The 14,414-nt window shown below is 58.5% G+C and carries 8 protein-coding genes and 1 pseudogene; 7 read left to right on the forward strand and 2 right to left on the reverse strand.

Features of this window, described 5'->3' with window-relative positions; all coding sequences use genetic code 11:
* The first annotated feature begins 46 nt into the window (after positions 1 to 46).
* The 3 genes from ACR1XU_RS08035 to ACR1XU_RS08045 are packed head-to-tail and all read left to right on the forward strand — an operon-like array spanning position 47 to position 4,915.
* Positions 47 to 2,113 (forward strand): oxidoreductase, encoded by a 2,067-nt coding sequence (locus ACR1XU_RS08035; protein WP_480903497.1) that lies wholly within the window; start codon positions 47 to 49, stop codon positions 2,111 to 2,113.
* 8 nt (positions 2,114 to 2,121) lie between these two features.
* Positions 2,122 to 3,321: an aromatic ring-hydroxylating oxygenase subunit alpha gene (locus ACR1XU_RS08040; protein WP_480903495.1), complete on the forward strand. Its 1,200-nt coding sequence runs from the start codon at positions 2,122 to 2,124 to the stop codon at positions 3,319 to 3,321.
* Between the two features lie 25 nt (positions 3,322 to 3,346).
* Positions 3,347 to 4,915 carry a trimethylamine methyltransferase family protein gene (locus ACR1XU_RS08045; RefSeq protein WP_480903492.1) on the forward strand — a complete coding sequence of 523 codons (1,569 nt, stop codon included), beginning with the start codon at positions 3,347 to 3,349 and terminating at the stop codon, positions 4,913 to 4,915.
* A gap of 212 nt (positions 4,916 to 5,127) precedes the next feature.
* On the opposite strand, the pseudogene ACR1XU_RS08050 reads toward ACR1XU_RS08045, so the two are convergent.
* Positions 5,128 to 6,175, reverse strand: a pseudogene (locus ACR1XU_RS08050) (BCCT family transporter); the annotation flags it as partial.
* A 170-nt stretch (positions 6,176 to 6,345) separates the two neighbouring features.
* Here ACR1XU_RS08050 and ACR1XU_RS08055 point away from each other — a divergent pair.
* The 4 genes from ACR1XU_RS08055 (at position 6,346) to ACR1XU_RS08070 (ending at position 13,969) form a co-directional block, all read left to right on the forward strand.
* Positions 6,346 to 7,233, forward strand: coding sequence for an adenylate/guanylate cyclase domain-containing protein (locus ACR1XU_RS08055; RefSeq protein WP_480903489.1), 888 nt, complete (start codon positions 6,346 to 6,348; stop codon positions 7,231 to 7,233).
* 113 nt (positions 7,234 to 7,346) lie between these two features.
* Positions 7,347 to 7,811 carry a hypothetical protein gene (locus tag ACR1XU_RS08060; protein WP_170619178.1) on the forward strand — a complete coding sequence of 155 codons (465 nt, stop codon included), beginning with the start codon at positions 7,347 to 7,349 and terminating at the stop codon, positions 7,809 to 7,811.
* Positions 7,812 to 7,826: 15 nt separating this feature from the next.
* Complete coding sequence (locus ACR1XU_RS08065) at positions 7,827 to 12,245, forward strand: WD40 repeat domain-containing serine/threonine protein kinase (protein ID WP_480903486.1); 4,419 nt, start codon at positions 7,827 to 7,829, stop codon at positions 12,243 to 12,245.
* Between the two features lie 77 nt (positions 12,246 to 12,322).
* Positions 12,323 to 13,969: a hypothetical protein gene (locus ACR1XU_RS08070; RefSeq protein WP_480903483.1), complete on the forward strand. Its 1,647-nt coding sequence runs from the start codon at positions 12,323 to 12,325 to the stop codon at positions 13,967 to 13,969.
* Positions 13,970 to 14,021: 52 nt separating this feature from the next.
* On the opposite strand, the gene ACR1XU_RS08075 is transcribed toward ACR1XU_RS08070, so the two are convergent.
* On the reverse strand, positions 14,022 to 14,405 hold the full coding sequence (locus ACR1XU_RS08075) for a carboxymuconolactone decarboxylase family protein (protein WP_170613638.1): 384 nt from the start codon (positions 14,403 to 14,405) through the stop codon (positions 14,022 to 14,024).
* Between the last annotated feature and the right edge of the window lie 9 nt (positions 14,406 to 14,414).

Consider the following 14,414-nt stretch of genomic DNA (forward strand, 5'->3'; position numbering starts at 1 on the left):
TCCATTCCCACGACAACATTTCCAATTTTCTGGAGGAAGCGCGGCAATGTCAGGCGCTGAAGGATATTCTGTTCTTTTCGAACCGGTTCGGATCGGGCCAGTGACGGCCCGAAACCGGTTCTACCAGGTGCCCCACTGCAATGGTATGGGGCATCTCAGACCTCAGGCCGAGGCTGCCATGCGGGCGATGAAGGCCGAGGGTGGTTGGGCTGTCGTGTCCAATCAAGAGACGGAAATCCATCCGACGTCCGACCTGTCGCCTTTCGCCGAAAACCGGCTCTGGGATGAGCGGGATATTCCCGCCCTGCGCCTGATGACCGAGGCGGTGCACGAGAAGGGCTCGCTGGCGGCCATCGAACTGGCGCACAACGGCCACCATGCGCAAAACCACCTGAGCCGCGCGCCCTTGCTGGCCCCCTCAGAACTCGCCCTGCAAACCGCGTATCCCAAGCAGGCCCGCGCGATGGACAAGTCTGACATCCGCGAGTTTCGCAAGTGGCATCGTGCGGCGGCGCGACGCTCGCGTGAGGCGGGTTTCGATATTGTTTACATCTATGCCGGTCATCACATGACCCTGCCGCATCACTTTCTGTTGCCGCAGTTCAACGACCGGACCGATGAATATGGCGGTTCGTTGGAAAACCGGGTGCGCCTGACCCGGGAGCTTTTGGAAGAAACCAAAGAAGAGGTCGGCGATGATTGTGCCATCGCCCTTCGGTTCGCGGTCGACGAAATGCTGGGGCCCGACGGGATGCAGGCGCAGGAAGAAGGCCGTGCCGTTGTTGAACTGCTGGCAGAGCTGCCGGATCTCTGGGACGTCAACGTCGCGAATTGGAGCAATGATTCTGCGACAACCCGTTTTGAGCCCCGCGACGGTTTTCAAACCTCGTATATCGAATTCGTCAAACAGGTCACGTCCAAGCCGGTTGTTGGTGTCGGGCGCTTTACGTCTCCGGACCTGATGGCGTCGCTGGTCAGGAAAGGTATCCTTGATTTCATCGGCGCGGCACGACCGTCCATTGCCGATCCGTTTCTGCCCAACAAAATCAAGGAAGGTCGCATCGAAGAAATCCGTGAGTGCATTGGATGCAATATCTGCGTTTCAGCGGATTCCTTGGGAGTGCCTATCCGGTGTACTCAGAACCCGACTATGGGCGAAGAGTGGCGGCGTGGTTGGCATCCTGAAATCATTGAGCGCCGGGGAAAAGAGGAAGCCGCGCTTGTTGTTGGCAGCGGGCCAGCCGGGCTGGAATGCGCCATGCAACTGGCGCGGCGCGGCTACGACGTAACTCTGGCCGAAGCAAAGCAAGAGCTAGGCGGCCGCGTGTTGCAGGAGTCCGGTCTGACCGGCCTGTCTGCCTGGAAACGCGTGGCAGACCACAGGATTTACGACCTGCAACAACGCGGGAACGTCCAACTGTTCACCGACAGCCGCTTGTCGGCGAGTGAAGTTGTTGAACTGGGCATTTCCAACGTCTTTCTGGCAACCGGTTCAACTTGGCGGCGGGATGGTCGCGGGAAATCCGCATTTCGCGGCATAGCTATAGAGGCTGGCACCCGGGTTTTCACTCCGGACGACATCATGTCAGGGCAGGAGCCGCAGGGCGGTCCTGTTCTGATCTATGACGATGATCAGGCCTATCTTGGTGGCGTGCTGGCGGATCATCTGGCTCAGGCCGGGCATGAGGTTGTTTTTGTGACCCCGGCCTCGATGGTTTCGCCATTTACCGAATTGACGTTGGAACAGATCAAAGTTCAGCGCAGTCTGTTGGAAAAGGGCGTTAGATTGGTTCTGTCCAAGACCTTGGCCAGTATCGCGCCCGGTCAGGCAAAAATAGAATGCGCCTATACCGGCCGAGAACAATCCATCGAATGCAGTTCTGTGGTTTTGATCACGCAGCGAACGCGAGAAACCGGCCTTTATGATGAACTTCGTGGTTTGACCGACAGCCCGCTGACAAAGCTGGAACTGATCGGCGACGCGGCAAACCCCGGTTTAATCGCGGACGCTGTATTCTCGGGTCACATGGCTGCCAGGAATTTCGAACGCGACGCGGGCGACATCGACCGCGAGTATTTCCGCCGGGAAATCGTTTCACTTGAAACTGAATGAGGTGCGCCATGCCAAAAGATGACTTGCAAGTAATGCGCGATTTGATGGAGGCGCAGCGGGAAGGGTTCGCCTTGCCGCGCCATTTCTATACCTCTCAGGCGGTTTACGACAACGACATCAGTACGTTCTGGAACCGCAACTGGATCTGGGTCGGGCATGTCAGCCAGATCGCTGAACCGGGTGACTATTTCCTGTTCGATTACGGCCCCGAGTCCGTGATCATCGTTCGGGATCGCGAGGGTGAGGTGCGCGCGCATCTGAATGTCTGCCGTCACCGGGGATCGCGGGTTTGCATTGAACAGAAAGGCAAGGCGCGCAGTTTCATTTGCCCCTATCACGCGTGGACCTTCGACCTGAACGGCAAGCTGCGAAACGGGCGATCAATGGGCCCGGACTTTGATCCCGGCCAGTACGGGTTGTTCCCGGTTCAGGTTAAGATTTTCCAGGGCCTGATTTTTGTCTGTGTCGCTGAAGACGCCCCGCCTTTGGATGCAGCGCTGGAAAGGCTGGCCCCGCTTTCAAAGCCATTCAACCTAGAGAACCTGAAGGTCGCGCATGAAGCCTCATATCCGGTTCCGGCAAATTGGAAGCTGGCCTTGGAGAACTATCTGGAATGCTACCACTGCGCGCCATCCCATCAGGATTATTCCCGCAGTCATTCCCTGAAAGACCCGGCGCAAGTTCTGGAATTCAGCGGGGCACTTCACGAGCGGATGGAAGAAGCCAGAATTCCCGCTGAACAACTGGACCTCACCGGGGAAAATGCAGCTGCGCCCGGCGCAGATGTCTATTGGCGGCGCTACCCGCTGTTCCCCGGCTACATGACGGGCAGCAAGGATGGCGGACCTCTGGCGCCACCCTTGGGTGATCTGAAAACTCACGATGGGGGCGCCACCGATCTGGGAATCGGGATGCTCAACTACTTCCTCGTCTACGCAGATCATGTAGTTGGTTATCGGTTCGTCCCACGCGCCCTTCAGGAAACGGACATTCAGATCGTCTGGTACGTGCGCGGCGACGCTGAAGAAGGTCGCGACTATGACAAGGATGCACTGACGTGGCTTTGGCATGTCACGTCGCTCGATGACGAACGGATCATCCGCCACAATCAGGAAGGCGTGAATTCACACCATTTCGTCCCGGGGCCGCTGTCCGAGATGGAATGGAGCATTCCCGGCTTCTATCGCAACTACTTCAGCATGATCTAAGACGCGCAAAATTCGGAGAAGAACGATGACAGAAGTTACGCAGCGCAGATCACGACGGCGCGGGGGCGGGCGTGAAGCACGCGCGGCCGTGCGGACCAGCAATACCGCCTCGCAGGCAATCTGGCCCGGCATCCCCGGTGGCCGGTACAAGCCGCTGTCAGACGCCGATATGGAACGCATCCACGAAGCCGCGCTCGGCATTCTGGAACGCACAGGCGTCGGTGATCCCACGCAGGAAGTCCTTGATCTTGTGATGCCCAAGGGGGCGACAGTGAACGAGCACGGCAGGCTGTGCTTTCCGCGCGCCCTGATGGAGGACCTGTTGGCCAAGGCGGCCAGTGAATTCTATGTCCACGCACGCGGATCGCGGGCCGGCAAGGACGACATGCATTGCACTAAGGACAAGGTGTATTACGCAAACTCCGGCACCGCTGTGACAACGTTCGACGCCGAAACGCGCAGTTACCGGCCATCAACCCTCAAGGACATCTACGATTTCACCCGTCTGGTGGATCGGCTCGACAATATTCACATGACCGGCGACACGGTTCTGGCAACGGATGTTCCGCAGGATTATGAGCATGACATGAGCATGCTCTATGCCATCCTGGCGGGTAGCGAAAAACCGTCCTGCCTGACCTTCCGCACGCGCGAGCATATTCAGGACGCGATCCATCTGTTCGATCTGGCTTCGGGTGGGGAGGGCAAGTTCCTTAAAAAGCCCTCGGTCATCTTTGGTGGCTGCCCAATCGTTTCTCCCCTTCGCTTTGGGCGTGAAAATCTGGAAATCCTGATCGATACCGCGAAAATGGGTCTCGTCTGCGATCTTGCCGTTCCGCCGCAAGCTGGGGCCACGTCGCCTGCGCCGTTGGCTGGCACGCTAGCGCAGGCGGTGGCCGAGACCTTGTCATGCGTCGCCATTGCTAACCTGATCAACCCGGGCACACCGGTCGTCTTTGCGGCCTGGCCTTTCATCACCGACCTGCGCACCGGGTCGTTTACGGGTGGCAGCGGTGAACAGGCGCTGATTTCGGCCGCAGCCATTCAGATGGGCAATTTTTACAACCTGCCGACCAGCGTCGGATGTGGCATGACGGATTCCAAGATCCCCGACGCGCAATACGGTCTGGAAAAGGCGCTGACCTTCGCCTTGGCGGCCCATGCCGGGGCCAACCGGCTCTGCGAATTTGGCGGGATGGTCGGCAGTCTGATGGGGTGCAGCTTCGAGTCCATGGTCATCGACAATGAGGCCGCCGGAATGATCTCGCGAACGCTCCGTGGAATTGAAGTGAGCGACGACACGCTTTCCGTGGACGTCATCCATGAATGTGCGATTGACCCCGGCCACTTCCTCGGCAACGCGCAGACCTTGCAATACATGGAGACCGAATATGTCTATCCGACCCTGTTAGACCGGGAACTGACCGACACATGGGAAAAAGCCGGGCGTCAGGACATGTTTGAACGCAGCCGCTCGGTGGTGGATGACATTCTGTCCAATCATTACCCGAACTACTTTGGCAGCAAGGCCGATGCGGAAGTGCGTTCGAGGTTCCCGATCAAACTGCCGCTTGAGGCGATGCGGGCGGGGTGAACTCTGCGGTTAACAGCAAAGGCATCGCAACGTGCAGGATTGCGATGCCGCGCTGTGGTCGTACCTAAGTCCAAAACGCTCCCTTGTGCGTCAGGTCTTCGATTTCCAGACAGCCTCCAATTTCAAGAAGGCCGAACGCCTGGTTCAACTCGCCTGCTTACTTGCCAAATCCAACCACCCTTTTTCGGGTTCTGAAGCGTAAGGAAAGGCAATCATGAACCCGCCGGCCCCTCCGGTTGCGTCTCGTGGTTCAAGCGACGCAGGTCGTTTATCATTGCTTTGGCCAGCGAGATGCACATGAGCAGTAACACTACGCTGAACGGTAGCGCGCCAATGATCATCGAATTGGTCAAAGCCTCTAACCCGCCGCCACCGGCAATCAGCAAGGTTCCAATGACAAGCGTCAGCAGCGCGCCCCAGATAACGCGATGAAGCAAACCGGTGTCTTCAGACCCACCGGACATGATCGTGTTCATCACGAGAATGCCAGAGTCGGCGGACGTGACGAGGAAGGTCATGGTCAACACCACACACATGACACTTATGATGATGAGGAAGTCGCCCGAAATCATTTCGCCCAAGGTGACAAACAGTGTCGCTGTTGTTGATGCGGCAAGGATTGCCCCGTTGGCGTCCTCATTCAGCTCCATATCGATAGCGGCCCCACCCAGAATGGCCATCCAGGCGAAGCACACAAGGGACGGAGCAATAACCGCGCCAAGTATGAATTCGCGCACTGTGCGCCCCTTCGAGATACGCGCCAGAAAAAGACCCACGAAAGGCGAGAACGCGATCCACCACGCCCAGTAGAAGGTTGTCCATCCGGCCTGCCATTCAAACAAGCGCCCCTGTGTGCCCGCGTTATAAGCCGTAGTCTTGGTCGCTTCGGAAAGATTGGCGGTATCGACCAGTTGAGAAACGCCGTAAACGATTGTCACAGCCACGCCGAGTATCGTCGCCACGACGCCGAGTATATCGATCACATGGCCCGCGATTCCGTTGGAGTATTCTCTGAGCAACGGGGTTAGCGCCGCCCGAATTGTCAGGGGCATGCCTCGGGTATTGGCGTAGTAGGCAAGGCACAGGCCGGTGACCACGTGTATTGCCCAGGCGTGAAAACCGATGTGCAAAAACGTGTAGCGGTAAGCGTCTTCAATTGTCTCTTCACTTTTTGGAGCAACTTGCCCGGAAACGGTCAGTGGATTTGTCTCCCACAAACCCACCGGTTGCGTAGACCATAAGCCCCACGGCCAGACCCGCGGCCAAACTCCAATCTGAAACGACCATTAGGGATCAAATCAAACGCCATGGGAAGGCGGAACTTGTTCGCCTCATAATCAAATCGATCGGGTGCGTAACAAACCCGCTCGGTTCAGGCCGCCATGTGCCATAATATATCGGACCACAGTCACTCAGATGCGATCGACACATTGGATACCAAGCTCGCCACCACGATTATTGCCGATATCTCGGACAGCACTCCGTTCTATGAGTCGATGGAGGATGATCAGGCGCGGAAGCTGATACAATTCGAGATCGACCGACTGCGCGAAGTGACAAGAAAATTTGGCGGAATTGACGTGGGGCAGAAAGGGGATGACGTCCTTTGCTATTTCTTCGATCACGACGCCGCCGTTCATGCGGCGCTTGAGATGGTCAGCAAGCCCCCGGGAACGGTGCTGTCCGTTCATGCAGGGGTCCACAAGGGCCCCATCGTCATTGCCGAGAACGACATATTCGGCGAAACCGTAAACCTGACGGCGCGGCTGGCGGCGGCGGCCAACCCGGGCGAGGCCTGTCTGAGCGAAACCGTTGTGACCGGATTGCGATCGAACATCCGAAAGCAGGTGATCCCGATTGGAGCGCTGCGCCTGAAAGGCGTCAGCGATCCGGTCAGGGCTTATTCTATGGTTGCAGCTACAGACGGTCTGAGTACGGTCATGCATGCGCCAACCCGATCCGGCGATGTTCAGCTGGGACAACAGGGCGAGAGTTTCACGCTTGTGCTGTATCACGACGACCAGTCCTGGAGGTGCAGGGAGGGCGAAGAGCTTAGCATCGGAAGGTCCAACCAGTGCGACGTGATATTGCCTCAGCCCTGGGTTTCGCGGCTGCATGCCGTATTCAGCGTCAAAAGCGGCAAGCTTACGCTGACCGACCGAAGTTCGTCCGGAACCTTTGTTCAGATCGAAAACGCAAGGGAAATCCAGCTGAAGCGAGAGACCGTCATGCTGGCGGACAGCGGGCTGATATCGCCGGCGCTACCTGTCCTGCACACCGATGCGCGCCCGTTGGAGTTTGAAATCGTCCGCCGCTGAATATGATCTGTGTACCGTATTCCCGCTTCTGTGGCGAAAGTCTCAGAAGGAAACCTGCATTTATGTTAGGATCGGCGCGAAAGGTTGTTCTCAGCAAACTTCAGGAGGGAAAGATGTATTTGAATTCTTCTGGAAACCAAGTGCGCCGGGGCTGTCTTATCTTTGGGGCGATCACCTTGTTCGGCAGCATGACCGCCTATGCGCAGTCCACGATGCCCAACGCCTGCCCGGTGGACGGGTGCGAGGTTCAGATTGTTTCGGTCGAAAAAAACGGTGAAGAACTGGTGGTTACCTACGAGGCGAATTTCACGCCTGATGTGTCAAAGAACCACTTTCACGCCTGGTGGGGTGACAGCTATTCGGTCGAACAGGTTGGCCGCAATGCCCAGAGCGATTTCAAAGTTGAACAGGGCCGCTGGCACCGGCATGACGAATACCCGAGCTATGTCACCAAAGAGGCGGCTTCCACGGCAGCGCGCGACGGAGGCACGATGATGTGCGTGACTGCCGCCGATCGGGACCACAATATCCTGGATGCGACCAAGTTCCATTGCGTTGACGTGAAAGAGCATCTCTAAGACGCAGACCGCAACATGAGTTTTCCTGCGTTCATTGGCCGATATGCCGTCGAAAGGGAAATAGCCAGCGGAGGTTTTGCGGCAGTTGTCCTGGCGCGGGACGAGGAGCTGGAGGTTCCTGTAACCCTCAAGATCCTCCATTCGAATCTGGCCGCCAATGAAAGCGTCATAGCGCATTTTCTTGAGGAGGCGCGCTTGCTGCGGCGCATCCGGTCACCGCGTGTCGTGTCGGTTCATGACGTAGGGCGGCTGGAAGACGGTCGTCCTTATTTTGTTATGGATTATGCGGACCGTGGGACTCTGGCCGAGCGGCTTAAGCAATTGGACCCCGCCGTGCTGGCAAGGCGCGAGGGTCTGGGCACTCTGATCGATGCACTGGCGGATGGCTTATCGGCGGTTCACGAGGCGAATGTCGTTCATCGTGATGTCAAACCCGCGAATGTTTTGCTGCAAAGGGTCAAACGCAGCAGGGACAACGGCAACTCAGCCTCGTTTGAAGCACTGGTAGAGCCGGACGAACGCGTCTTTTTAGCCGATCTCGGCATCGCCAAGGATCTTGCGATCGATGTGACCGGCGCGACCATGATGGCCGGCACCCCGTTGTATCAGGCCCCGGAACAGGCTGAACATGGGCATCCTGTCACGCCGATGACGGATATCTATTCCGCCAGCGCGTTGATGTGGCATGTCTTGACCGGCAGGCCGCCGCCGCCGTTCCATCGTGTTTCTGAACACATTTCCGGGCTGCCGGACATGTGGCGCGACTGCATTGAACACGGCATGGCGATGGACCCCGAAGCCCGGTTTCAGGAAATGTTATCCTGGCGCAGTGCAATGAACGATGCGCTGGATCGCGACCGGCGCGAGGCCGCATCCGAAGCTGTGACCCAGATTTCGGAAAGCCGGGTGGAATGCCCCTATAAAGGGCTTGCTGCCTTTCAGCCCGAAGATTCAGGTTACTTCTTCGGGCGAGAGGATCTGGTCGAGGGCCTCGTCAGTCGGCTTCAAAAAAGTCGCATTCTGGTGTTGGGCGGTTCGTCGGGCAGTGGCAAATCCTCGGTCCTGCGGGCTGGTCTGCTGCCGGCGGTTGCTGCAAATGCGATATCGGGCAGTGAAAACTGGCGGGTTTGCATCTTTACGCCAGGTCGGGATCCGATGACTGATCTGTATTTTCAGCTGATCGGGGACAATTCGCATCTGACGGCCCAGATTTCCCTGAACGATTTTGTCGCCTATCCCAGCGCCGCGCGCCGTCTGGCAACCGCCAACAAGGGCGAGCTACTGATTTGTATCGACCAGTTTGAAGAACTGTTCACGCTGGTCACGCAAGAGCGCAGAGGCAAGTTCATCGAAGCCCTGTCGGCGATGACCGATCCAGCCGACAGCCGCGTGCGCATCGTGCTGACAATCCGGGCGGACTTCTATGCGTCCTGCGCTGAAATCCCCTGGCTTGCTGATCGCATTTCCGACAACCAGTTGCTGGTCGGCCCCATGACGCGCCCCGAGTTGCGCAGGGCGATCAGCGAACCTGCGCGCGCGGCCGGGTTACATATGGACAGATCTCTGATCGACGCCATTGTTGATGAGGCCGGGCGAGAGGCCGGTTCGCTGCCACTGGTGGCGCATTCCCTCTATGAAACGTGGAGCAGGCGCAAAGGCGCGGTTATGTCACTGGACGGCTATCGGCAGTCTGGCGGGGTCACGGGCGCGATCAGCCAGACGGCCGAGACGCTTTATTCGAACAGTTTTGACAAGAAACAGCAGGCGGCAACGCAACGGCTGTTTCTGCGTTTGGTCACTCCGGGCGAAGGCACACCCGATACGCGCCGGTTGCTGCCGATAGACGATGTCGAGCGTGACATTGATCCAGACACGACGCGGCGGGTTGTCGAGGCTTTGACGGATGCACGGCTTTTGACGGTGGATGAAAAGTCCGTGCAGATCGCGCATGAAGCGCTGCTTCGAACCTGGCCACGATTGGAGTCGTGGATCGAGGACAGCCGCGACGATCTGCGCATGCGCCAAAGGATTCAGCACGACGCGGCAGAGTGGCAGGCGGAAGACCGAGAACCGGATCTGCTGTATCGCGGAACCCGGTTGCTGGCTTCGCTGGAATGGTCCGAAAGCCATGAAAACGTGCTGGGCGGTCAGGAACGCGATTTTCTGGACGCGGCGCGGGAGGCGCGCGAACGGGCTCTGGCCGTCTCCAACCAGCGCAGGATGCGGCGGCGGCGTATCAACCAGATTGCGGTGGGCGCTCTTGCCTTGCTCGCCGCAGGCGCGACGGCAGCTTCTTTTCTGGCGCTTCGCGCCTCGCAGCTTGCAGAAAGCAATCGTGAGATGGCCGTTGCAGCCACTGCCGAAGCCAACGAGCGGTTTGCCCGCGCGTTGGGTGCGGCCGCGAACGGCTTGTCGCAAACCGATCCGCTGCTTGCCCTTTCCCTAAGCGCCGAGGCCATCGCCCGCGCCAAATCCGCCGGTTCCACGTCCGAGGCGCGGACCGCAATGCTGATGGCGCGGCAGCAACTTGAAAGACCCGGCCTGATCCCGTTGGGCAGCCCGCTGACAGTTGGCGATGCTCAGACCATGGCATTTGACCCTTCGGGCCTGAGAGTTGCCGTGGGGCTGCGCGACGGGCGTATCGTTCTCCACAGTTCCAGCGCAGACGAGGGTGTTCTGGCGGAACTTGTGGGGCATTCGGGTGGAATCAGAGACCTCGCCTTTTCACCCGACGGAACGTTGCTTGTTTCTGCGGCGACCGATGGGGATGTCCGCCTGTGGAATGTCACCCCATCCCGGACCGGCCCGGTCACGACACTGTTTTCCGGCGATGACGTGGCATTTGGCGTGGCTTTCGATGCAAGCGGCCAACGGGTCGCCTCGGCCACCGGCGACGGCACTGTCCGGCTGTGGGATGTCTTGACGGGGATGCAGATCGGCGCACCGCTGGCAAAAATGCCGCTGGGGTTCAAAAGGGTGGCGTTTTCGCCTGTGTCCGACGGGTTGGTCGCAGGAAATGTGGATGGTGCCATTTTCGGCTGGGTTGACCAGAAAGGCGCCCCGGCGTTTCTGCCCATCCCGGGCGGCCCGCTTGGACCTGATCCGGATCATCTGTCCTTTGACAGCACCGGAAGTTCCTTCGCCGTATCACACACCAACGGCAAGGTTTCGACAATCGGGTTTCCGCAAGGCGCGCCGATCATCGAACGGTTCCCGGATGCAGGACCCATTGTTGCAGCCACTTTCTCGGGTCCTGAAAACGTTTTGATTGGCGCCAGTGCCGATGGAACACTGCGCATGGAAAGTGCAGCCCTGTCGCCATTGGGTGACGTGGTGCAGGCGCACAGTCAGAGTATCGTGGATATCGGAGTGGCGCGCGAAACGCCGGTGTTGGCGACATTGGGCCGGGATCAGCAGGTTCGTCTGTGGCGGGTCAACCCGGAACCAGGCGATGGCGATATGCTGGCCTTGCCGGACGGGACGAAAGCGCTGGGGGTAGCGTACAGCCCGAATGGCACGTCGATTGCCGTGGGCGACGACAACGGCAAAGTCTGGATCTGGCATGTCGGGTCGGCGATGAAACCCATGTTGCTAAGGGGGCACGGCAATCAGGTCTGGGCCGCGGCGTTTTCAGCTGATGGAAAGATGCTTGTTACAGGTGACAGAGACGGCGATATTCGTGTCTGGGATACTGCGACCATGCAGTCAAAGCAGCGTTTTAATCTGGGCAAAACGCCGGTCTGGTCGGTAGCGGCTGCGGGACCTTCTGCGTTCTTCGCGGCAACTGGGTCCGGACTGTTTCGCTTGGATGTGTCTGAAACCATCGCCGTCAACCCGGTTGAACCGGGCGAAATCGCCCTGAACCGTGTTGCGGTTTCGCCCGACGAAACCCGCGTTGCTGCCGCGTCACCTGACGGAAAACTCTACATCTGGACGATTGCCGACAATCAGTTGGAACAGGTTATAGAAGCGGACGATAATACCGTGTGGAGCGTTGCTTTCAGTGCCGACAGCGCGCGGATCGCATCCGCCTCGAGCGACGAGGTGGTCAAGATCTGGGATGTGCAAACCGGTACTGAAATGGCCTCATATGGTGGCCATAAGGGCGGCGCGACCGATCTTGCCTTTCTGGCGGATGGCGCAACATTGGTCGCCATCGACAGATCCGGTGAGCTTCATTGGTGGGATACGGTTGCCAATTGGCGGCTCATGCCTGTCCAAAGGGTACATAAGGGACCAAGCTGGCGTATCGCTCTGGCGCCCGGCGGCCAGACCTTTGCGACATCGGGTGAAGAGGGAACCGTCCGTATCTGGGACAGGCTGAGCCTGGAGATTGCCTGTGCGCTGGGCGGCCCGACTTTCGACAAAAGGCGCAGGGGACAGTATCTGGGCAGCGCGGAACCATCGACAAGTTGCGATCGACCGGAGCGTTAGCGCGTGTCTGGCGGCTCACTTTCTTCAAAACGCCCGATGTAGTAGTCTGCGCCAATGGGAAGAAGGAGGCCGCTGCAATGGACTACTACGACCTTGGAAATTACTCCCGGCCGGTTTCGACCACGTCAAACGAGGCGCAACTTTGGTTCGACCGGGGCTTGGCCTGGACGTATGCCTACAATCACGAAGAAGCAATCGCGTGTTTTCGTAAAGCCGTGGGCGCTGATCCCGGTTGCGCCATGGCCCATTGGGGCATCGCCTATTGCATCGGCCCCAACTACAACAAACCCTGGGAGGCTTTCGAGGAAGAGGAAAAGCCTGACTGCATCGATGTGGCCGGTGCCTCGGTCAAGACCGCCTTGGCGTTGCTGGATGATGTTACCCCGGACGAACGAGCCCTGATCGAAGCGCTGTCGGTGCGCTATCCCGAGACGGCAGAGATTGCGGACTTTGCGCCTTGGAATGACGCCTTTGCCAATGCCATGCGCGAGGTCCATGCAAAACACCCAAACGATCCGGACATCTGCGCGATTTTCGCTGAGGCGATCATGAACCGGACGCCTTGGCAGCTTTGGGATTTGCCGACAGGACAACCGGCCGAGGGTGCAGACACCGAAGAGGCCATCGCCGTTCTCGACAAGGCTTTCGAAACGCTTCAGGGTGCCTGGGCACATGCCGGGCTGTTGCACATGTATATTCACCTTATGGAGATGTCTCCGCACCCCGAGCGGGCATTGCGCCATGGCGATGCGCTGAGCACTTTGGTGCCTGATGCGGGCCATCTGTTGCATATGCCGACCCACGTGGACGTGCTTTGCGGGGATTACATGAATGTGGTGCTGCGCAACGAAACGGCAATTGTGGCGGACCGGAAGTTTCTGAAACGCGAGGGAGCGAACAATTTCTATTCGGTCTACCGGTGTCACAACTACCATTTTAAAATCTACGGCGCGATGTTTCTGGGTCAGCCCACTGCCGCGCTCGAAGCGGCCGATGAACTGATCGCGACCCTGCCGTCAGAAACGCTGCGCCCGATGGCAGACTGGTTCGAGGGTTTCATCCCGATGAAACAGCACGTGTTGATCCGGTTCGGGCGATGGCAGGATATTCTGGATCAGTCTTTGCCCGACGATGAAGAGCTGTACAGCGTCACGCGCGCTATGATGCGCTACGCGCGAACGGTGGCGTTGGCCAATACTCAGCGTCTGGAGGAGGCGGAAACGGAACGAGACCTGTTCTATCAGGCGCTGGATCGGGTGCCGGACAGCCGGATGCTGTTCAATAACACCTGCCGCGATATCCTGATGGTGGCCGAACAGATGATGCTGGGCGAGCTGGCCTATCATCAGGGGCAGTTTGAAGAGGCCTTTGAACACCTGCGCAAATCGGTCGGGATCGACGATAACCTGCCATATGACGAGCCGTGGGGCTGGATGCAGCCGACCCGCCATGCGCTGGGCGCGCTGTTACTTGAACAGGGGCAGGTCGAAGAAGCCGAGGCGGTTTATCGTGCCGATTTGGGGCTTGATGCAACGCTCAGTCGGGCCTGTCAGCATCCGGGCAATGTCTGGAGCCTGCATGGTTTGCATGAATGTCTGACGCGGCGTGGTGAAACGGTGGAGGCAGCGCATATCAAGCTGCAACTCGACAAGGCGGTTGCGCGTGCGGACATTCCGATCCGCGCGTCCTGCTACTGTCGTCAGAAAAACCTGGCCGCCGCGTAAGAACCTCGGTGTCGAAGGTGTGGGGCAAACCGGCCCCACACTGCTGACGGACTTAGCCTTGTTCTATGACTTTGCGCGCCACCCGGAAACACTCCAGCGCCTGCGGTACGCCGCAATAAATGCCGATTACGTGAATGATTGCCCGAATCTCTTCGGTGGTGACACCGTTGTTGATGGCACCCCGGCAGTGGATTTCCCATTCATGCATCTTGCCGAGCGCGCCGATCATTGAGAGGTTCATCATCGAACGCGTCTTTGCGTCGATGACGTCATCACCCCAACCGAACCCCCAGCACCACGCGGTCATGGCTTCCTGAAAAGGGCGGGTAAAATCGTCGGCGGCTGCCAGATTTTTCTCGACATATTCAGCGCCCAGCGTTGCTTTTCGCTGTTCCAGCCCTATCAGAAAAAGGTCTTCGTCAAAGATGTTCGCCATTCGGAACCT

It is taken from the genome of Ruegeria sp. D1(2025), assembly GCF_056536425.1.